This is a genomic window from Pelovirga terrestris (assembly GCF_014773365.1).
Classification (GTDB): domain Bacteria; phylum Desulfobacterota; class Desulfuromonadia; order Desulfuromonadales; family Geopsychrobacteraceae; genus Pelovirga; species Pelovirga terrestris.
Map to the genome: position 1 here is coordinate 1 of NZ_JACWUN010000001.1, position 19,287 is coordinate 19,287.

The following is a 19,287-nucleotide window of genomic DNA, read 5'->3' on the forward strand; positions in this document are numbered from 1 at the left end:
AGTTGATGCTCATCTTCGAACCGCACTTCTCCGAAGCGTCCTACGGGTTTCGTCCCAGACGCAGTGCCCAGCAAGCCGTCCGAAAGGCCCGGCAGCATGTTGCTGAAGGCTATCGCTGGATTGTCGACCTGGATCTGGAGAAGTTCTTTGACCGTGTCAATCACGACATTTTAATGGCGAGGATTGCGCGGCGAGTCAAAGACAAACAGGTGTTACGGCTCATTCGTCGTTACCTGCAGGCAGGTCTGCTCGAAGGAGGAACTGTCTCGCCACGGATGGAAGGGACCCCGCAAGGCGGGCCACTCTCCCCGCTGCTGTCGAACATCCTTCTCGATGAATTAGACAAGGAACTGGAACGCCGTGGCCACCGCTTCTGCCGCTATGCCGACGACTGCAATATCTACCTGCAGAGCAGACGCAGCGCACAGCGGGTCATGGACTCGGTGAGCCAGTACCTCGAAGAGCGGCTGAAACTCAAGGTCAATCGGAGCAAAAGTGCCGTAGACCGACCGTGGAACCGCAGCTTCCTCGGCTATAGCATGACCTTTCACAAAAAGCCGCGACTCAAAGTTGCACCAGCCAGCGTGAAGCGTCATAAAGCCAAAATTAAGGGAATACTGCGACGAGGACGAGGGCGAAACCTGACGAAGACCATCGAAGAACTGAAGCCGGTTATGCGCGGCTGGATCAACTACTACCAGTACGCAGCAGTTAAGGGCATCTTCGAAGAGCTTGACCAATGGATACGACGTAAACTACGCTGCATCCTCTGGCGTCAATGGAAAAGACCCTGGACTCGTGCCAAGCGGATGATGCAAGGCGGACTGACAGAAGCACATGCCTTCCGTTCAGCCTTCAATGGCCGAGGTCCTTGGTGGAACGCCGGAGCAAGCCACATGAACCTGGCTTGCCCGACGTCCTATTTCTCAAGAGCGGGACTGTTCAGTTACATAGAGCAGTTCCATCGTTTTCAACACACTTCGTGAACCGCCGTATACGGAACCGTACGTACGGTGGTGTGGGAGGACGGCAGGGGCGACCCTGCCTCCTACCCGATGGAGATAACAATGAAAGTTCTGGTGACCGGTGCTGCCGGTTTTATTGGTTTCCATCTATGCCAAAGGCTTCTCAAGCGCGGCGATGAGGTCGTTGGTCTTGATAATCTCAACGACTATTACGATGTCAATCTCAAGTACGCCCGTCTGGCGCAGATTGAGAGTCAGTCTAATTTCCGACTGGTCAAAATGGATCTGGCCGACCGTGAAGGCATTGCCGATCTGTTTCGCGCCGAGAGTTTTGACCGTGTTGTTAATCTCGCGGCACAAGCCGGTGTGCGTTACTCCCTGATCAATCCTCATGCCTATATAGACAGCAATCTGCAGGGATTTATCAATATTCTTGAGGGATGCCGCCATGCTAACGTGGAGCATCTGGTTTACGCTTCGTCCTCTTCGGTCTATGGCGCGAACACCAGTATGCCTTTTTCCGTGCATGACAACGTTGATCACCCATTGTCTCTCTACGCGGCCAGTAAAAAAGCCAATGAGCTGATGGCCCATACCTACAGTCATCTCTACGGATTGCCGACTACGGGTCTGCGCTTTTTTACCGTCTACGGCCCCTGGGGCCGCCCCGATATGGCCCTGTTTCTATTTGCCCGGGCGATCCTGGCTGGTGAGCCGATCGATGTTTTCAATTACGGCAAGATGCGCCGTGATTTCACCTATATTGATGACATTGTCGAAGGGGTCGTGCGCACCCTTGACCATCCCGCCACCCCCAATCCGCAATGGGATGGAGCGACGCCTGATCCGGGAACCAGTGCGGCACCGTACCGGCTCTACAATATCGGCAACAATAACCCGGTGGAACTGATGTATCTGATCGAGGTGCTGGAGAAACAACTGGGAGTTACAGCGCAAAAAAATATGCTCCCTCTCCAGCCTGGTGACGTGCCGGCGACCTATGCCGATGTTGATGCTTTAACCACCGATGTTGGCTTTAAACCGGCAACCCCCATCGAGGTCGGGGTAGAGCGTTTTGTTGCCTGGTATCGGGAATTTTATAATAAATAAAAGCGCTTGACTTTTTCTGTTGGGATTTGTTAAAAGGACGCCTCGGTTGTTGCAGGCACGTAGCTCAGTGGGAGAGCACTACCTTGACACGGTAGGGGTCGGCGGTTCAATCCCGCCCGTGCCTACCAGCGACTGCAGCGAGATAATTCCAACCGAGTCAAGGCATCTGTTAGATGCCTTTTTTGTTTTGGAGGAAGAACTGATGGCCCGTATCCAAATAGAGCTTCCAGATGGATCGACCAGGGACTTTGACGCCGGCGTAACCCCTTACGATGTTGCCCTGTCCATCAGTGAAGGGCTGGCACGCCAAACCCTCGCGGCGCGTTTTAATGATCTTCTGATCGACACCACCCGCGCCTTGGAAGAATCCGGTAAGTTACTGCTCATCACCCCCAGTTCTCCGGAAGCCCTTGAGATGATTCGTCACTCCTGCGCGCACCTGATGGCGCAAGCGGTCAAAGAATTGTATGGCAACGAGGTCCAGGTCACCATTGGACCGGCGATTAAGGACGGTTTCTACTACGATTTTTACAGCGAAACCAAAAAGTTTATTCCCGAAGATTTTCCCGTCATCGAAGCCAAGATGGAAGAACTGGCCAGAGCCGACATGCCGGTCGAACGCAAGGTGATAAGCCGTGATGAGGCGATCGCCATGTTTCGCTCCATGGGCGAGAGCTACAAGGTCGAACTGATTGAAGATCTTGAGCAGGACACCCTGTCATTGTATCAACAGGGCGATTTTATCGATCTGTGCCGCGGACCACACGTGCCGCGTACTGGAGTTTTTAAGGCCTTCAAATTGACCAGTTTGGCTGGTGCCTATTGGCGCGGTGACGAAAAGAAGGCGATGCTGCAGCGCATCTATGCGACCGCCTTTCTGAATAAAAAGGATCTGAAAAAGCATCTGGAGCGGCTTGAAGAGGCACGGAAGCGTGATCATCGCAAGTTGGGGCGTGAGCTTGACCTGTTCTCATTCAGTGATGAGATTGGTGCAGGGATGGTTCTCTGGCATCCCAAAGGGGCACTGTTGCGAACCCTGATTGAGGATTTCGAGCGTAAGGAACACCTTAAGCGCGGTTACGATATCGTTGTCGGTCCGCAGTTACTTAAAACCGAGCTGTGGAAAACCTCCGGTCACTATGACAACTATCGGGAAAATATGTATTTTACCGAGGTTGACGAACAGGGTTACGGTATCAAGCCGATGAACTGTTTGGCCCACATGCTTATCTATAAATCAAGACCCCGTTCTTATCGTAACCTCCCGATCCGTTATTTCGAGCTGGGGACTGTCCATCGTCACGAGAAATCCGGCGTATTACACGGTCTGTTGCGCGTCCGTGGTTTTACTCAGGATGATGCTCATATCATCTGTCGTCCCGATCAGATTGATGCAGAGGTCAAGGGCGTTATGTCCTTTGTCCGCGATGTTGCCGGTATTTTTGGTTTTGATTACACCATGGAACTGTCAACCCGGCCGGAAAAGTCGATCGGCAGTGATGCCGACTGGGAACTGGCAACCGGCGCTTTACGAAGTGCACTGGATGATGTCGGCGAACCCTATGAGGTCAATGCAGGTGATGGGGCTTTTTACGGGCCAAAGATTGATGTAAAGCTGAAGGACGCGCTTGACAGGGAGTGGCAGTGTGCTACAATCCAGTGCGATTTTACCCTGCCGGAACGTTTTGACCTGACCTACACAGGACAGGATGGTGAAAAACACCGCCCGGTCATGTTGCATCGGGTGATTGTTGGTTCTATCGAGCGGTTCATCGGTGTTCTCATTGAACATTATGCCGGCAGTTTTCCTCTCTGGTTGTCTCCGGTACAGGCCATCGTGCTGAACGTTACGGATCGTCAGGCAGAGTACGCGCAGCAAGTGTTTGAGCAGTTACGTGCTGCCGGCGTGCGGGTTGAGCTTGACTTGCGTAACGAGAAGTTAGGCTTTAAAATCCGTGAAGCACAGGTAGCAAAGATTCCCTACATGCTGGTTATTGGTGATCGGGAAATGGAAGATCAGTCTGTTGCCCCGCGTTTCCGCGATGGCAGCACCCTGGATTCACTAGGTGTTGCGGATTTTGCTGCCTTTGTTGCGGCTGAAGCCGCAGCTCATAAATAAGCATGCGTTGCACAAAAGACCCGTCGTGGGTCTTTTGTGTGTGTGTAAATGCGTTAGTTTGCCAAGAATAGGAGACATGTCATAGCCAAAGAAGCGAACATCAACGAAGACATCAGGGCACGCCAGGTGCGTGTTATTGATGATGAAGGCGGCCAGTTAGGAGTTCTTGATATTGACCGGGCGTTGGAGTTGGCGCGGGAGCAGGGTCTGGATCTGGTTGAAGTTTCACCTCAGGCAGAGCCTCCGGTGTGCCGGATCATGGATTATGGCAAGTACAAATACCAGCAGGCCAAACGTTCATCGGAAGCGAAGAAAAAACAGGTCAAGTTCGAAATTAAAGAAGTTAAGATGCGTCCAAAAACCGACGAGCATGACTTCCTGTTTAAAATGAATCATGCCCGGCGCTTTCTTGACGAAGGGAATAAGGTCAAATTGACCATCATGTTTCGCGGACGCGAAAATGCCCACCCTGATCAAGGAATGATGCAACTCAATAAAGCTGTTGAAGCGTTAAAAGATATCGGTCAGGTTGAGGCCCAACCAAGTAAGATGGGGCGTTTCATGACCATGATGATCGGTCCCATTAAAAAATAGTCTGTGGCTGCAGGCAGTCACATCGGTAACAGGAGAGACTCATGCCAAAAATTAAAACAAACCGTGGTGCCGCGAAGCGTTTCCGTAAAACCGGTACCGGCAAGATTCGTCGCAACAAGGCGTATACCAGCCACATTCTTACCTCAAAAACAACTAAGCGCAAGCGTAACCTGCGCCAGGGCACAACCGTAAATAAGTCCGATGAGAGAAATATCGGTCAGCTGATTCCTTACCTGTAGCACCTAAAGAGAAATGTAACTGCCTCTGGCAGTTAGGGTTGTGAACTGTGGGGACGATCTCCCCCTGCAGATCCGGCCGCGGCACATGCCGAAACCACCATTAATGTGAAGGAGCAAGTGAGATGGCAAGAGTAAAAAGAGGGTTTAAAGCCAGACGTCGTCGTAACAAGATTCTTAAACTGGCTAAAGGGTTCCGCGGTGCCCGGAGTAAATTGTTTCGTTCAGCAACCGAGGCAGTTGATCGCGCCTTGAATTATGCGTTTCGTGATCGCCGGGTTAAAAAGCGTGATTTCCGTGCCCTGTGGATTGCTCGTATTAATGCGGCTGCCCGCGAAAATGGTGTGTCTTACAGCCGTTTGATCCATGGCTTGAAGCAGGCTGACATTGCTCTGGATCGAAAAATCATGGCGGATCTTGCGGTTAATGACCCAGCGGCCTTCAGCGTTATTGCTGAAACCGCCAAGGCACGCCTACAGTAAAAAAATCGCTGTTCTTTTCCGGGAGACCGAGTGTCAGGCTCTGTCTCCCTTTTTTTTTCTCGTTTTCCCTGTTGAAGTCAAAATCAGAATCAAACCACGGGTACGCGGTAGCTCGAGATACGGACGACACCATGATAGAACGTATACAGCAACTTCAGCACGATTCTCTAGCAGCTTTGCAAACTGCAGCATCACTAAAAGACCTTCAGGCCATCAGGGTTCAGGTTCTTGGCAAAAAAGGAAGTCTGACCGATATGATGAAAGGGATGCGTGACCTCTCTGCCGCGGATCGTCCGGTAATTGGCAGCCTGGTTAATACCTTTAAGGATGCTTTTGAGCAGGCATATGCGCAGCGTCAGGCTCATCTTGATGAACTCGAAATTTCCTCCCGCCTCAAGCGTGAGAGAATCGATGTAACCCTGCCGGGCCGTAAAAGCCTTCGCGGCAGCCTGCATCCGGTTTCCCTGGTGACCGACGATATTGTCGATATTTTTTCTCGCCTGGGCTTTTCGGTAGAGGAGGGTCCCGAGATTGAGAAGGATTTCTATAACTTTGAAGCTCTTAATATTCCCAAGGATCATCCGGCCAGGGATATGCAGGATACCTTTTACATCAACGATGATCTGGTTTTAAGAACCCATACTTCGCCGGTACAGATCCGTACCATGTTGAAACAGCCGCCTCCTATCCGCATTATCGCCCCTGGAACCGTCTATCGGCGCGATTCTGACCTGACCCACAGCCCGATGTTTCATCAGATTGAAGGGTTTCTGGTTGATGAGCGGGTGACCTTTGGTGATCTAAAAGGGATTTTGACCCATTTTCTCAATGAATATTTTGGTGCCGGGCTACAGGTGCGCTTCCGTCCTTCTTTTTTTCCCTTTACCGAGCCCAGTGCCGAGGTCGATATCGCCTGTGTGATTTGTGGCGGTAGCGGCTGTCGGGTGTGTGGTGGCACTGGTTGGCTGGAGATTCTTGGGTGTGGGATGATTGATCCGGAAGTTTTTGCTGCGGTCAATTACGACGCAACAAAATATAGTGGATTTGCCTTTGGAATGGGACTTGAGCGGATTGCCATGCTGAAGTATGGGGTCAGTGATCTGCGTCTGTTCTTTGAAAACGATATACGCTTCCTGAAGCAGTTCAGTTAGGCGCAAAGGACCAAAAAGTTATGATTATTACCTATAACTGGTTAAAAGAATTTGTCGATGTTGATGCGCCGCCACAAGACCTATGCCATCGCCTGACGATGGCCGGACTTGAGGTCGATTCCTTCAAAGAATTGGGTGCTGGTCTTGAATCGGTGATCGTTGCCCGCCTCGATCAGGTTGATCCCCATCCGGATGCCGATCGTTTAACTCTATGCCAGGTCAATACCGGCAGTGACGTCGTGTCGGTGGTTTGTGGTGCGACTAATCATAAGGTAGGAGATCTGGTGGCCCTGGCACAGCCGGGTACGGTGTTGCCGGGAGACTTCAAGATAAAAAAATCAAAGATTCGCGGCCAGGTTTCCTGTGGCATGTTGTGCTCTGAAAAGGAGCTGGGGCTGGCTGATTCATCTGAAGGGATTATGATTCTGCCGGAGCAGCTGCCGGTCGGTCAGCCGGTTTTTGATGTGATGGGGTGGCGTGACTATCAGATTGAAATTGGTTTGACCCCGAACCGTCCGGACTGTCTTAGCATGATCGGCGTTGCTCGAGAAGTAGCTGCCTTGTACGGTAAACGGCTAAAGCTCCCGACGATCGAGCTGGCGGAGGCTGATGAAGCAATAGGGTCATACGCCCGCGTTGATATTGAGAACCCCCAAGCCTGTCCACGTTATGCTGCGCGCATGATTCGCGGGGTAAAAATTGGCCCTTCACCCGACTGGATGGTGCGGCGGCTTGAAGCTGTTGGTATGCGTTCAATCAATAATATTGTTGATGTGACCAACTACGTCATGATGGAGTTGGGGCATCCGCTTCATGCCTTTGATTTCCGCTTTGTTGAAGATGGCCGGATCGTAGTTAAGTGCGCACAAGAGGGAGATAAATTCGCGACCCTGGACGGTCAGGAACACCTGCTGTCAGCTGATGATTTGATGATCTGCGATGGTCATAAGGCCGTCGCCCTGGCAGGCGTGATGGGTGGTCTGAATTCTGAGGTTCAGGATGACACGGAGACGATCCTGCTTGAAGCCGCTTATTTTAATCCGGTAGCGGTGCGCCGAACGAGTAAGCGCCATGGTCTGCATACCGAATCCTCCCATCGCTTTGAGCGCGGCGCAGATGTTGATATGGTTCCCGTTGCCCTGGATCGGGCCGCTGCTCTGATGGCAGAATTGGGGGATGGCAAGGTTCTGACTGGTGTTGTTGACATCTACCCGCAGCCGCTGCCACAACGAAAGGTCACGTTGGCGTTGGCGACCGTCCATCGCACCCTGGATCTGCCGCTGGAGGCAGCTACTGTCACGCAATGCCTCGAGTCCATTGGCTTAAGTGTGGCACCGCAAAGAGGGGAAAAACACCTGTTTGAGGTCAGTATCCCGAGTTTTCGCCCGGATCTTGAGCGTGAGATTGACCTGATTGAAGAAATCGCGCGTCTTTATGGCTATGATAAAATTCCGGTAACGATGCCGGTTGGTGCAGTAGACGCGGGTGTCCCGACTGACCATCAACGCCTGCAGAGAAAGCTGCGCGATATGCTGGTAGTTGCGGGATTTTCAGAAACCATCAACTATTCCTTCATTGCGTCACAGGCGGTTGAGAGGATCGGGTTGCCGGAAGGTGACCTGCGTCGCTGTCACGTTCCGATTTTAAATCCCCTTTCGGAAGAGCAGTCGGTGATGCGTACCAGTCTGGTGCCGAGTCTGCTGGAAACCGTTAACCGAAACCTCAATTACCGCAGCACCGATCTGCGTTTGTTTGAATTGCGTCCGGTTTTTTTACCCGGTGAAGGTGGCCAGACCAAAGAACGTTTGTCTCTGGCTGCCGTCATGACGGGCCGCAGAGAGCCGGAAGGTTGGGCACAGGGTGGTGCACTGGTGGATTTTTACGACTTGAAGGGGGCGGTTGAGGGTGTTTTAACCGCTTTTGGCTTGCAACATGTCAGGTTTGCTGAAACGCCGGTTCAGACTTACTTGCATCCGGGCAAGTCCAGTGCCCTGATAACTGACAACGGGGACCTCCTGGGTTATCTGGGCGAAGTCCATCCTCGTACCTTGTCGGCCTTTGATATTGAGCAACCCGTTTATTTGCTTGATCTGGATGCTGAAGAACTGCTTTGCCAATTTGTGTCGCGGCGGTCTTTTGCTCCCCTGTCACGCTTTCCCGATGTCAGTCGTGATACGGCGTTGCTGGTGGATGAAGATGTGCGAGCCGAACAGGTACTGGCTATTTTGCGTCAGCATCAGGCCAGAACCGTTGAGGATATGACCTTGTTTGACCTCTATATCGGCAAGGGCGTTCCGGAGGGCAAAAAAAGTATGGGGATTCGTATTCGTTATCGCGATATGACCAAGACCCTTACAGAAGAAGAGGTTGGTAAGGCGCATGACAGGATGATCAGCGCCTTATGTGAAAAATTGGCTGCTGAAATTCGCTGATAGCACTTGCGGCAACCTTGCCTCTATGGTACAAAACTATTGAAATCAAATAGATACTTGATTCCAGGCTTACTTGAAAAAGGCAGGAGGGTTTATGACAAAAGCAGATTTGATAGAGAATGTTTATCTGACTACCGGGTTCTCAAAAAAGGAATCTGCGGAAATTGTCGAGATGGTATTTGACTTGATGAAGTCAACTCTCGAGGACGGTGAAAAAATCAAGATCGCCGGATTTGGTAATTTTGTTGTTAAAGAAAAAGCTTCCCGGCGTGGGCGTAATCCCCAGACCGGTGGCGAAATTGAAATCTCTGCACGTAAAATTCTGACATTCAAGCCGAGTCAGGTACTCAAGGCAGCTATTAACCAAGCTTCCTGAGCTACTTAAAGAGCAGCTGTGGCAGATATACCCGACAAACTGTTTTTTAAAATAGGTGAGGTGGCGGATCTCCTGGATCTCAAAACCCATGTATTGCGTTATTGGGAGACCGAGTTTGGTTGCCTCAAACCGGTTAAAAGTCGTACCAATCAGCGCCTATATCGCCGTAAAGATGTAGAAACGGCCCTGTTGATCAAAGACCTTCTTTATCACCAGGGCTTTACTATTGCCGGGGCGCGAAATCAGCTGGATCATCAAAACAGTCTCGACTTGCCAGCCTCTTCCAGTGATGAGTCCTCTCCTTCCGCCGAGCAACGGTTGATACAAGTTAAGTCTGATCTGTTGACGTTGCGCCAATCACTGTTAGAAAACCATAGACCTATCGAAAAGTAACGACGTGCTGATATTGGCAACTAACGATGATGGCGTTTATTCACCTGGGCTGCGGGCGCTTGCGGGGGCCATGGCGACCCTTGGCGAGACGGTGATTGTTGCTCCGGATCGTAATCGCAGTGCCGTCGGTCATGCCCTTACCCTGGAACGTCCACTGCGTGCGCAGGAAATTGAACCAGGTATCTTTGCTGTCGATGGAACCCCGACGGACTGTGTCAATCTGGGAATTCATGGTCTGATCATGCAGCGCCCTGATCTGGTTGTTTCCGGCATTAACAGTGGAAGCAACATGGGCGACGATATTACTTACTCAGGAACCGTCAGCGCGGCATTGGAAGCTTCGTTAATGGGGATACCGGCCATAGCCGTATCTCTAGATGCCAGTATATTTTCAGATTCTGACCTGTTGGTTGCCACCCGATTTGTCGTTAAGCTTGCCCGGCAGTTGATGGAAAAAAAATTGCCGCCCGACACCTTTCTGAATGTCAATATCCCCTCCGGCGGTTGTCTTGGGGTGGAAATTACCCGTCAGGGTAAACGCCGCTATGGTAAGGCCGTGATTGTTAATGAAGACCCTCGCGGTCGAAAATATTACTGGATCGGTGGTTCCAGTGTCGGTTTTGAGGACATACCAGGTACCGATTGCTGTGCCGTATCGCGCGGTTATATCTCGATCACGCCGCTGTATACCAATCTGACCAGTGACAGTAGTTGTGAGAGCCTGAAAAATTGGTTACTTCAGTGCGATGATGGAGGCTCGTGATGGTGGACTACACCATCGCTCGGCGGCGAATGGTTGAGCAGCAGATTGTTGCCCGCGGGATTGACGATCCTCGGTTGATTGATGTGATGAACAAGGTACCGCGCCATTTGTTTGTTGATGAAGGGCTACGCGGCCATGCTTATGCTGATGGTCCACTGCCGATTGGCCACAAACAGACCATCTCCCAGCCCTACATGGTTGCTGCCATGTCCGCGGCACTGGGGTTGCAGGGGCATGAGCGGGTGCTGGAAATTGGTACCGGCTCCGGTTATCAGACCGCCATTCTTGCCATGATGACTAAACGTGTCTATTCCATTGAACGTATCTCCACTTTGGCTGCTCGCGCCCGCAAGGTGCTTGATCAACTACAGATCAGTAACGTCAATATCAAAACCGCTGATGGCACCATCGGTTGGAAAGATCAGGCTCCGTTCGATGGAATTCTGGTTGCTGCCGGCGCTCCAGATGTTCCTCATGAATATCTGGTCCAGTTGATTATCGGTGGCAAGCTTGTTATGCCGGTAGGGGGGTATCATCAGCAGAGCCTGATTCGAATAACCCGCCTTGATAAAGATCAGTTTAAGCGTGAAGAACTGATGGGCTGCCGCTTTGTCCCGCTGATCGGTACAGCCGGTTGGTCTGAGGCTGATGAGATATAGGTTGTCTGTGATGAATTCACCATGCTGAAATCTGTACGTCGCCTCTACGATTGGGTACTTACCTGGGCCAATAGCCGCTACGCACTCCTGGCGCTGGGGTTGCTTGCCTTTACCGAAGCCAGTTTTTTTCCGATTCCCCCCGATGTTCTGATTATGGCTCTGGCTCTGTCCATGCCGCAGATGTCCTTCCGCTACGCCCTGATCGCCACAGTTGGTTCGGTCCTCGGGGCGGCCCTTGGTTATGCCATTGGCTGGGGGCTGTGGGATGTTCTGGCGGTCTATTTCTATGCATATGTTCCGGGAGTTACCGAAGTGGGCTTTGCCCGCGTAGGCGAATTGTTCAGCAATTATGATTTTTGGATTATCTTTGCTGCCGGTTTTACTCCGATCCCCTACAAGATCTTTACTATTGCTGCCGGGGTGTTTGCCATCAATTTCCCGGTATTTATGCTGGCCTCCCTGATTGGTCGCGGATTACGCTTTTATCTGGTTGCCACCCTGTTCTATTATATGGGGCAGCCGGCTCGTACCTTGATTGAAAAGTACTTCAATCTGTTAACCATTATTGTTTTTGTTCTTATTGCGGTTGCTGTTGTTGTCTTGCGGCTGACCAGCTGATGGCCAGATTTGAAGATCCAAAGAACAACTTCTTATAATTGTCGGCAGCAGGAAGGTGATAGTGCTTTTGTCCCGTTTCTCATTGGTTTTGTTGATCGCTGTGGCCATTGTGGTTGTTTTGGCAGCCTGTCACCGTGGGGTCTATCATACCGTAGAGCCGGGCCAAACCCTTTTCAGAATCAGTCGTACCTATGGGGTTGATAGTGATTATCTCGCCCGTATCAACAATATATCTGACCCGACGCAACTGCGTGCCGGGACCAGGTTGTTTATTCCGGGAGCAGACCAACGCCGTCGTGTTGAGGTCGTAACGTCGCCGCCGGCTTCCACTACAGCCCGTACAACTCCTCCACCGCGACCAGCATCGACTGCGCCTTCATCGCCCGTTCCTGCCCCGGTCCCTCGTTCTGCTCCAACGCCACCTTCACCTCCTCCCCAAGTAGCCGGCGTGCCGCAAAAAAAGCTTAACTGGCCGCTTAAAGGACCCATTGTGCGGCAGTTCAGTTCCTCAGCCGAGGCAGGGGCGGGACGCGGTATTGAGATTGCCGCAATGCCCGGCACATCGGTGCTGGCTGCCGAAGCCGGGCGGGTGATTTATAGTGGCGATGGGGTCAGTGGTTACGGACATCTGGTGATTTTACAACACGATAATCAACTCTTTACGGTCTACGGATTCAATCAGCGTAATCTCGTTGATCAGGGGGTATTTGTCAGTCGGGGCGACAAAATTGCCTTGTCAGGTGCGCCCCCGGCAGGGGGGGAGCCGCGTTTGCATTTTGAGGTTCGATCGGGGAAGGAACCGGTAAACCCTCAATTGTATCTCCCTTAGTGATCACTGCGACCCGATTAAAAGCCCGGAGATTTGGAGATTATTAATGAGCAGATACAATTTAGAAGAAGATCAGCCGGAAGGGTTGGATGCCTTGCCCGAGGGTGAGGTCGATGGTGAGGACAACATCCAAGATCTTGATACCGATATTGAGGATGAGGATGGAGAAAAGGAATACCAGCCCGATGATCAGCCATCAACGGCTGACGCCATCAAGCTCTATCTAAAAGATATTCAGAAAAGCCAGCTGTTAAGCGCAGAACAGGAACGTGAGTTGGCTGAATTGATCGCTGTCGGGGATGATCATGCCAGAGCACGAATGATCGAGTCGAATCTGCGTCTGGTTGTTAAAATTGCCAAGCGTTATATGAATCGTGGCTTACCTTTTCTTGATCTTATCGAAGAAGGTAACATGGGGCTGATCAAGGCCGTTGAAAAGTTTAAAGTCAGCAAAGGATGTCGTTTCTCCACCTATGCTACCTGGTGGATTCGGCAGTCGATCGAACGTGCGCTGGTGAATCAGAGCCGTACTATTCGCTTACCAGTCCATGTTGCTGATGAAATCAATAAGCTGGTAAAAGTGAATCGCGAACTGGTTCAGACCCTTAAGGGTGACCCGTCCACTGCTGACATCGCAGCTGCCATGGGAGTCAGTGAGCACCAGGTGGAAAAGTTGCAGGTTCTGCTCCGAAAAACCTATTCAATAGAGCATCCCATGGGGGACAATAATGATTACAGTCTGATTGATACCGTAGAAGACAAAAATCTCGTTGATCCTGCCAGCACCATTGAAGATGTTGATCTTTTTGTCCATGTTCTTGAGCTGATGGATGATTTGAGCGAAACCGAACGTGACATCCTGATTATGCGTTTTGGCCTGGACGATTCCGAACCACAAACCCTTGATACCATCGGGCAGCTTTTCGGGGTGACTCGCGAGCGCATCCGCCAGATTGAGGCCAAGAGTTTGGCGACCCTGCGCAAAGCCGCACAACAGAAACTCATATCGTCTGAATCCTAACCATTGTTGATGGGAGAACAGTTAATGGATGATTTAAAAAATATTATTCGTGATATCCCTGATTTTCCCAAAAAGGGGATAATTTTCAAGGATGTTACGACGTTACTTGCCGATGCGAAAAGTTTTCAGCGGATGATTGACTTGCTTGCCCACCGTTATATCGGCGAAAAAATCGATCAAATTGTCGGTATTGAGGCGCGCGGGTTTATTCTCGGGGCGGCTCTGGCATATAAGCTTGGGACCGGTATCACCCTGGTCCGCAAGTCGGGGAAGCTCCCCTATAAAACCCATCAGGTAACCTACGATCTGGAATATGGCAGTGATGTTCTAGAAATCCATGAAGACGCTTTCAAGATTGGCGACCGGGTCATCATTGCCGATGATCTGCTTGCTACCGGTGGCACCATGGCCGCAGTTATTCAACTCCTCGACCGCGCTGGCGCAGAACTGGTTGAATGTGCTTTTTTGGCGGAACTGGAATTTTTGAATGGTCGTAGTAAATTGCCGGAAGGAAAGGTTTTCAGCCTGCTTAAATTCTGATTGCTGGTCGAACCGGGTTGCCGCCAACTGACGTGGTCAAGTAAAAATGGACAGTTTATTAAGCCACTTTTTTCATCGCCATCATCTTCTCAAAATCTCTGGGGCTGAGATATCCCAAATGAGAATGACGCCTCTTACTGTTGTAGAACATTTCAATGTAATCGGGGCTTCCTGAATAAATTTTTGTTGAGCTGGAACTGGGATCAACTCAATTGTTCTGTTCTTTGACAAACCACAGCGGCATTCTTTCGGTTCGCATAATGCGCTGATGCCACGTTATGAACGCCTGTACAGCGCTCCAAGCCTGATACAGAGTGCTCCGGAAGCAGAAAAAAAGGATAAAAAACAGCTTTTTCAGCCATTTTTCCAGGTTCATCACAATGAAGGTAATGGCAATGGCGGTTTCGCTGGTACTGGCTAACTTGGCCATGATCAGGTCAAGGCCAAATCGGCGCTTGCCTTGGCCAAATTTGCCTTCAACGGGGATCCTGTGCCGTTCATCCTGCTGTCGTTGGCGCTTTTTTTCCTGCAGTTCCTGGGCGTTTTCCGCTGTTTTTTGAGGCGGACGACCTAAGGGCGGCCCTGACATCCGGATGCCGTGCTTCTTGCAGAAAGCGCGGTTGTCTCGCGTTCGATAAATGGTATCGCAATGCACTGATTCTGGATAATGTCCAAAGCGCTGCTTGTAGCTATTGACCTGCGGGATCAGATCACCCGATTCGTTGTAAGGGTCCCAGTCGAGGCGATCCAGGAAAACCGCTCCGTCAACCACGCTGGCTGAAATCTTGGCACCGAACTCCACGGGTGCAGAGGTTTTGCCACGAACAATGGGCCGAACATGGGGTTGACTGATACTGACAATCCGGCCACTGATCCGATGGCAGCGATTCTCAAACATCCAGTGCTGTTGACGATATAGCTCCTGGATGACCAGAAGGTTGCGATACTGGCGGCGATCAAGGCGCGTCAATGGTGTATGCCGGGCCAGGTGGCCAATGGTTTTAAGATTGCGTTCCAGGAAGCGCAGCTGTTGTCCTAACACCTTGCGTGTTTGCCGAGCGGAACGCTTGCGGGTTTTGCTATAACTGACAAAAAGACGCCGGGCTTTCTGACGATAGGTGCGCGGCTTTGACATGGTGCCTTTAAGCGGTTCAAACAGAGTGTCGATGATCTCTTCCGTTTTTTCACGCGCTTCGTTGACCAGACTGACATCGGTTGGATAGCGGATGTCAGCGGGTGTGCAGGTGGCATCGATGAGCAGCTTGCCGCTGTTGCCGGTGGACGATGGGGCGTCATCAGAATCATCATCGTCAGGGGCAGAGGATCCTTCAGCCTGTTGTCTTTCGGCCCTCTCAGCCTGGACAATGACTTCATTGATCTGGCCCAGCTGCTCCAGGCTGAAACGCTTGCGAAAATGAACATACATGGACGGATCGAAAGGCGCCTCATCGCGAAACTCGTGGAAGCCGAGAAAGTATTGAAGGTACGGATTTTCGCGGATCTGCTCGACGGCTTCCTCATCACTGACGCCAAGACGCTCTTTGATGATCAGAGCGCCAAGCGCCAGGCGTGCCGACTTGGCCGACGGACCTTGAGGGTTCTGGGAAAACTGAGCGGCATAAAAGTTTTCCACGAGATCCCATGGGACCATGCGGGCCAGATGGACCCAGCGATTTGAACCACTGAGCTTGCCCCCAAAGGGGAGATAAAAATCATCGAAGGCAGGTTGGCTGTCGGGTGTTTTTCGATACATTGGCGACCACCAGGTGCAAGGGTTTTTAAGATAACTGCTTGTTTTCCTTGCACATTCTAACCCAGAAAAGCACAAATAATCAAGTAATTTCAGCACGTTGTGCTATGTTCAGGAAGCCCTATTTATCACCATCTTTCAGACAGAAAAAACTCTCATTCTCCGTACTGAACGCTTTTTCTGCAATGCACCATATTGGGGACGCGTTGCAGGGGATGAAGAATGCCGGTATTCATCCAAGCCCCTCTGGGATAGCACCAAAGGATGTGTTGTCGTAACCCTTGGCAAAGGAAATGGGATTTAAAAAGTCGAGCCAGCGGCATAGAGGAAGAATTTACGCTTCCAATAACCGCCGTTGCAAAAGGGATTGCATATCGCGGCGGCCATCGACAATCAGAAAAACATAGACGTTCTTACTCAAAACTCTGTAGATGATGCGGTAGGGTTTGAAAAAAATCTCACGGTAATCGCGGATCCCAAGTGCCAACAACTCCTTAGGAAAAGTACCTCTCTCTGGAAATTCAGAAAGGCCGGTGAAGATTGTTTCTATCTTGTCTAGGACATCGTTCGCGTTCTCTGGCGCGTCGTGCAGAGAGATATATTCGTAAAGCTCCTCAAGGTCACGTGTTGCGTCATTGGTCAAAAGAACGTTGAACGGCATCAGCTGGCCTGCCGTCCTTCGCGGAGACGGTTGATTACGTCGGTCACAGGCTGAACTTTGCCTTCCTCGATTTGTCGGTTACCAATCGCCAAGATTTTCAAAAGCGCCATAGTCTCCTGGGTCTGTTCATAGCTTTCGATATCCTGCATGACGACCTTGGCTTCGCCGTTCTGGGTGATGATGAGCGGTGCTCGTTGCTCGCCAAAATTCCGCACGATTTCGGCAGCATGAGCCTTCAGATAGCTGATTGGCTTGATCTGACTGGAAAGTTTCATGGTGTGCCCCCCTTTCTCAGGAATGACTGAATATAGTCCTTAAACGGGTCAACTGTCAATATTGAAGACAAAGTTGCTTCATGGTTCATACGGCTTTCTCCCAGCTCGATTCTCGGATCCGAGGGTTTGTATGAATTAAGGCCTCCTCCGCAATGGTGATGCAGTTAAGCTTCAGATCAGTACCTCTCTTTCTGGTTGAATGAAGAGCTGCCGCCTTCTCTCGCGCTTCGAGAAGTGACATGGCACCATATTCGCCAATCCGAACCCTTTGTTTCTTGCCAGCATCAGCATAGATATAGTAAAAGGTCTTTGTTCCCGATGGCTGGATCCGGACAGAGAAGCCATCGCCTTCTCTGTATTCGTATAATTTGGCCTTCGGCTTGAGATTTCTCAACCAGGTATCAGTGAACCGTTTCATTGTTTTTCGTGGTCCTTTAGGGCTGTTATGTTATGGTTTTGTTTAGTACAGCATGATATTAAAACAGGAAAGTGAAAATTGTAAAGCATTGAAATTATAAGCTGAAAACCCCCACGACCCCATAGCTCAGCTGGATAGAGCGACTCCCTCCTAAGGAGTAGGCCGGTGGTTCGAATCCACCTGGGGTCGCCAACAATATTTCCGAATTCGGCAGAAGGATTCGAAGCGCAGCGAACGCTGACTTAATGTCAGAAGAGCGGTCATGGATGGCCGCGTCAGTGAGCGGAGGGGAGCCGACGCAGGAGCCGCCATGATGGCGGCAACGTAGTGGGCGAATCCACCTGGGGTCGCCACAACAAGCAATTGACAGATCAGCAGGATGCTGCTATAAAAACGCCTCATGCGGGCGGTTAGCTCAGCGGGAGAGCATTCGCCTCACACGCGAAGGGTCACTGGTTCAATCCCAGTACCGCCCACCAAAAAATACCAGACTCAAGCCTACGACTTGGGTCTTTTTTTTGTTCAGGCTGAGGTCTGAACGTTTAAAGGATGGAAAATAATGCGTTATATCTGCACCTGTTGTGGCTACATTTATGATCCCGAGCAGGGGGATGCCCTGAACAATGTTCTTCCCGGTACGGAATTTGATGATTTGCCGCCTGAATGGGTTTGCCCTTTGTGTTATGCTGAGCGGGATCAGTTTGATCCGCTGGATTAGCTCGCCGCTTTATAACTCTTCCAATCGTTGCCTTAGTTCGTTGATCTGATCGGTTTCAAGATTACCGAAAGCCAGTCGTAAATAAGGTTCAAGGTCCGGGCCGAATGCTTCCCCCGGTAAACAGATAATTCCCACTTTGTCCAGTAGCTTTCGCGCCGCCTGACGACCGCTGATGCCGTTCCATGGATGTTTGACCCAGGCAAAAAAAGAACCGCTGGCGGTCAACTCGAATCCGTTGATGCCGGTGTCAAAACAAGCAGAAACAGCAGCGTGTCGTTGTTGCATCAATTGTGTTTTTTCCGCAATCCAGCCATCCAGATGATTACAACCATATTGCAGCGCCAGTTGCGCCGGACGCGGTTGGCAAACCACCATGCTGTCCTGAATTTTTAACCCTTGTTCGATCAGTTCTATTGCGCCGATCAGGGCGCCACAGCGCAAGCCGGTGAGGGCAAAGGTTTTGCCGAAAGAGGCGAGGTGAACAAAGTGCTGCTGCCAGTTGCTCCGGGCAAAGAGCTGGTGCGGTGCGGCACCGATGAAACAGTTATAGGTTTCGTCAAGAATCAAGACAATTGAGCGCGCTTGCGCCAGATCGAGAAGCTGTTCCAGTTGCTGAGGCGGTATTGTCGCCCCGGTCGGGTTGCTGGGGGTAACCAATAGTAGGGCACGGGTTCTGGGGGTGATCTTTTGTTCGATGGTGGCAAGGTCCGGGATGCCACTGCTGTTTGGATCGAAGGGAATATATGATGGTGTTACTCCGTAACTTTGCAACGCCATCAAGTGATCAAAATAAGCCGGCAGGGGTACGATCACTTCATCACCCGGTTGACACAGACACAGCATTGCCAGCCAGAAGGCCTGACTGGCTCCAATGGTCAGACAAACCTGGTCTGGCTGTGGGCCACTCTGGTAGTGACGCTGATACCAGTTGCATAGATCCGTTCGTACCTCCGGCAATCCTTCGTCCGGGCTGTAGCGATAGGTGGCCGGATCGTCGAGCGTCTGGTTCAGATGAGCGATGAGTTGTGGAGCCGGAGGGTAATTTGGTACCGCTTGACAGAGATCAAGTAACGATGATTCTTTTGAACTCCGATGCTTATCAAGCCAGCTTTTGACTTCGGTGATTGGCGGTGGCTGCACCTGGTATAACCGGCTATTGATCTTCATGACTTAAATA

Annotated in this window: 22 protein-coding genes, 3 tRNA genes and 1 pseudogene; 20 read left to right on the forward strand and 6 right to left on the reverse strand. The window is 51.1% G+C overall.

Annotation, left to right across the window (positions count from 1 at the left end; genetic code table 11):
- The 17 genes from ltrA to ICT70_RS00085 all read left to right on the forward strand — a co-directional run.
- On the forward strand, nt 1-986 hold a 986-nt coding region (ltrA, locus tag ICT70_RS00005; protein ID WP_191153337.1), incomplete at its 5' end, for a group II intron reverse transcriptase/maturase.
- An 81-nt stretch (nt 987-1,067) separates the two neighbouring features.
- The gene (locus ICT70_RS00010) at nt 1,068-2,075 is read left to right on the forward strand and encodes an NAD-dependent epimerase (protein WP_191153338.1); all 1,008 of its coding nucleotides are present in this window, start codon (nt 1,068-1,070) and stop codon (nt 2,073-2,075) included.
- Nucleotides 2,076-2,128: 53 nt separating this feature from the next.
- Nucleotides 2,129-2,203: transfer RNA gene (locus tag ICT70_RS00015), tRNA-Val, on the forward strand.
- A 74-nt stretch (nt 2,204-2,277) separates the two neighbouring features.
- Complete coding sequence (gene thrS / locus ICT70_RS00020) at nt 2,278-4,194, forward strand: threonine--tRNA ligase (protein WP_191153339.1); 1,917 nt, start codon at nt 2,278-2,280, stop codon at nt 4,192-4,194.
- Nucleotides 4,195-4,275: 81 nt separating this feature from the next.
- Nucleotides 4,276-4,788, forward strand: a complete 513-nt coding sequence (infC, locus tag ICT70_RS00025; RefSeq protein WP_191153624.1) for a translation initiation factor IF-3 — start codon at nt 4,276-4,278, stop codon at nt 4,786-4,788.
- A 41-nt stretch (nt 4,789-4,829) separates the two neighbouring features.
- Entirely contained in the window at nt 4,830-5,027 is a 198-nt protein-coding gene (gene rpmI / locus ICT70_RS00030; protein WP_191153340.1) for a 50S ribosomal protein L35, read from the forward strand.
- Nucleotides 5,028-5,149: 122 nt separating this feature from the next.
- A complete protein-coding gene (gene rplT / locus ICT70_RS00035; RefSeq protein ID WP_191153341.1) occupies nt 5,150-5,506 on the forward strand; it encodes a 50S ribosomal protein L20 in 357 nt (118 codons plus the stop codon).
- A gap of 131 nt (nt 5,507-5,637) precedes the next feature.
- The gene (pheS, locus tag ICT70_RS00040; protein WP_191153342.1) at nt 5,638-6,657 is read left to right on the forward strand and encodes a phenylalanine--tRNA ligase subunit alpha; all 1,020 of its coding nucleotides are present in this window, start codon (nt 5,638-5,640) and stop codon (nt 6,655-6,657) included.
- Nucleotides 6,658-6,677: 20 nt separating this feature from the next.
- The gene (pheT, locus tag ICT70_RS00045) at nt 6,678-9,089 is read left to right on the forward strand and encodes a phenylalanine--tRNA ligase subunit beta (RefSeq protein ID WP_191153343.1); all 2,412 of its coding nucleotides are present in this window, start codon (nt 6,678-6,680) and stop codon (nt 9,087-9,089) included.
- A gap of 94 nt (nt 9,090-9,183) precedes the next feature.
- Nucleotides 9,184-9,465: an integration host factor subunit alpha gene (locus ICT70_RS00050; RefSeq protein WP_191153344.1), complete on the forward strand. Its 282-nt coding sequence runs from the start codon at nt 9,184-9,186 to the stop codon at nt 9,463-9,465.
- Between the two features lie 18 nt (nt 9,466-9,483).
- The gene (locus tag ICT70_RS00055) at nt 9,484-9,858 is read left to right on the forward strand and encodes a MerR family transcriptional regulator (RefSeq protein ID WP_191153345.1); all 375 of its coding nucleotides are present in this window, start codon (nt 9,484-9,486) and stop codon (nt 9,856-9,858) included.
- A 4-nt stretch (nt 9,859-9,862) separates the two neighbouring features.
- Nucleotides 9,863-10,621 carry a 5'/3'-nucleotidase SurE gene (gene surE / locus ICT70_RS00060; RefSeq protein WP_191153346.1) on the forward strand — a complete coding sequence of 253 codons (759 nt, stop codon included), beginning with the start codon at nt 9,863-9,865 and terminating at the stop codon, nt 10,619-10,621.
- 2 nt (nt 10,622-10,623) lie between these two features.
- Complete coding sequence (locus ICT70_RS00065) at nt 10,624-11,280, forward strand: protein-L-isoaspartate(D-aspartate) O-methyltransferase (protein ID WP_191153625.1); 657 nt, start codon at nt 10,624-10,626, stop codon at nt 11,278-11,280.
- Between the two features lie 21 nt (nt 11,281-11,301).
- A complete protein-coding gene (locus ICT70_RS00070; protein ID WP_224746715.1) occupies nt 11,302-11,898 on the forward strand; it encodes a YqaA family protein in 597 nt (198 codons plus the stop codon).
- A gap of 61 nt (nt 11,899-11,959) precedes the next feature.
- Nucleotides 11,960-12,727 carry a peptidoglycan DD-metalloendopeptidase family protein gene (locus ICT70_RS00075; RefSeq protein WP_191153347.1) on the forward strand — a complete coding sequence of 256 codons (768 nt, stop codon included), beginning with the start codon at nt 11,960-11,962 and terminating at the stop codon, nt 12,725-12,727.
- A gap of 46 nt (nt 12,728-12,773) precedes the next feature.
- Nucleotides 12,774-13,748, forward strand: coding sequence for a sigma-70 family RNA polymerase sigma factor (locus ICT70_RS00080; protein ID WP_191153348.1), 975 nt, complete (start codon nt 12,774-12,776; stop codon nt 13,746-13,748).
- A gap of 24 nt (nt 13,749-13,772) precedes the next feature.
- Entirely contained in the window at nt 13,773-14,288 is a 516-nt protein-coding gene (locus ICT70_RS00085; protein ID WP_191153349.1) for an adenine phosphoribosyltransferase, read from the forward strand.
- Between the two features lie 58 nt (nt 14,289-14,346).
- On the opposite strand, the gene ICT70_RS00090 is transcribed toward ICT70_RS00085, so the two are convergent.
- The 5 genes and pseudogenes from ICT70_RS00090 to ICT70_RS00110 form a co-directional block, all read right to left on the reverse strand.
- Complete coding sequence (locus ICT70_RS00090) at nt 14,347-14,469, reverse strand: IS3 family transposase (RefSeq protein ID WP_475597470.1); 123 nt, start codon at nt 14,467-14,469, stop codon at nt 14,347-14,349.
- 144 nt (nt 14,470-14,613) lie between these two features.
- A pseudogene (locus ICT70_RS00095) lies at nt 14,614-16,041 on the reverse strand (IS5 family transposase); the annotation flags it as partial.
- Between the two features lie 331 nt (nt 16,042-16,372).
- Entirely contained in the window at nt 16,373-16,699 is a 327-nt protein-coding gene (locus ICT70_RS00100; RefSeq protein ID WP_191153350.1) for a type II toxin-antitoxin system RelE/ParE family toxin, read from the reverse strand.
- Nucleotides 16,699-16,974, reverse strand: a complete 276-nt coding sequence (locus tag ICT70_RS00105; protein ID WP_191153351.1) for a type II toxin-antitoxin system Phd/YefM family antitoxin — start codon at nt 16,972-16,974, stop codon at nt 16,699-16,701. Before ICT70_RS00105 ends, ICT70_RS00100 begins: the two co-directional genes overlap by 1 nt.
- Nucleotides 16,975-17,059: 85 nt before the next feature.
- On the reverse strand, nt 17,060-17,392 hold the full coding sequence (locus tag ICT70_RS00110; RefSeq protein ID WP_191153352.1) for an Arm DNA-binding domain-containing protein: 333 nt from the start codon (nt 17,390-17,392) through the stop codon (nt 17,060-17,062).
- A gap of 115 nt (nt 17,393-17,507) precedes the next feature.
- Between ICT70_RS00110 and ICT70_RS00115 the strand changes: the two genes are divergently transcribed.
- From ICT70_RS00115 to ICT70_RS00125, 3 genes are all read left to right on the forward strand, one after another.
- Nucleotides 17,508-17,584 (forward strand) — tRNA-Arg (locus ICT70_RS00115).
- Between the two features lie 212 nt (nt 17,585-17,796).
- Nucleotides 17,797-17,871 (forward strand) — tRNA-Val (locus ICT70_RS00120).
- Between the two features lie 80 nt (nt 17,872-17,951).
- Nucleotides 17,952-18,110: a rubredoxin gene (locus tag ICT70_RS00125; RefSeq protein ID WP_191153353.1), complete on the forward strand. Its 159-nt coding sequence runs from the start codon at nt 17,952-17,954 to the stop codon at nt 18,108-18,110.
- Nucleotides 18,111-18,119: 9 nt separating this feature from the next.
- Here the strand turns inward: ICT70_RS00125 and ICT70_RS00130 are convergent, their stop codons facing one another.
- Nucleotides 18,120-19,277 (reverse strand): aminotransferase, encoded by a 1,158-nt coding sequence (locus ICT70_RS00130; protein WP_191153354.1) that lies wholly within the window; start codon nt 19,275-19,277, stop codon nt 18,120-18,122.
- Between the last annotated feature and the right edge of the window lie 10 nt (nt 19,278-19,287).

Bases quoted from the DNA above. Each gene is read 5' to 3' on its own strand.
- ICT70_RS00010 (WP_191153338.1), top strand. From the start codon at position 1,068: ATGAAAGTTCTGGTGACCGGTGCTGCCGGTTTTATTGGTTTCCATCTA.
- thrS (WP_191153339.1), top strand. From the start codon at position 2,278: ATGGCCCGTATCCAAATAGAGCTTCCAGATGGATCGACCAGGGACTTT.
- rpmI (WP_191153340.1), top strand. From the start codon at position 4,830: ATGCCAAAAATTAAAACAAACCGTGGTGCCGCGAAGCGTTTCCGTAAA.
- rplT (WP_191153341.1), top strand. From the start codon at position 5,150: ATGGCAAGAGTAAAAAGAGGGTTTAAAGCCAGACGTCGTCGTAACAAG.
- pheS (WP_191153342.1), top strand. From the start codon at position 5,638: ATGATAGAACGTATACAGCAACTTCAGCACGATTCTCTAGCAGCTTTG.
- pheT (WP_191153343.1), top strand. From the start codon at position 6,678: ATGATTATTACCTATAACTGGTTAAAAGAATTTGTCGATGTTGATGCG.
- ICT70_RS00050 (WP_191153344.1), top strand. From the start codon at position 9,184: ATGACAAAAGCAGATTTGATAGAGAATGTTTATCTGACTACCGGGTTC.
- ICT70_RS00070 (WP_224746715.1), top strand. From the start codon at position 11,302: ATGCTGAAATCTGTACGTCGCCTCTACGATTGGGTACTTACCTGGGCC.
- ICT70_RS00080 (WP_191153348.1), top strand. From the start codon at position 12,774: ATGAGCAGATACAATTTAGAAGAAGATCAGCCGGAAGGGTTGGATGCC.
- ICT70_RS00085 (WP_191153349.1), top strand. From the start codon at position 13,773: ATGGATGATTTAAAAAATATTATTCGTGATATCCCTGATTTTCCCAAA.
- ICT70_RS00100 (WP_191153350.1), bottom strand. From the start codon at position 16,699: ATGCCGTTCAACGTTCTTTTGACCAATGACGCAACACGTGACCTTGAG.
- ICT70_RS00105 (WP_191153351.1), bottom strand. From the start codon at position 16,974: ATGAAACTTTCCAGTCAGATCAAGCCAATCAGCTATCTGAAGGCTCAT.
- ICT70_RS00110 (WP_191153352.1), bottom strand. From the start codon at position 17,392: ATGAAACGGTTCACTGATACCTGGTTGAGAAATCTCAAGCCGAAGGCC.
- ICT70_RS00125 (WP_191153353.1), top strand. From the start codon at position 17,952: ATGCGTTATATCTGCACCTGTTGTGGCTACATTTATGATCCCGAGCAG.
- ICT70_RS00130 (WP_191153354.1), bottom strand. From the start codon at position 19,277: ATGAAGATCAATAGCCGGTTATACCAGGTGCAGCCACCGCCAATCACC.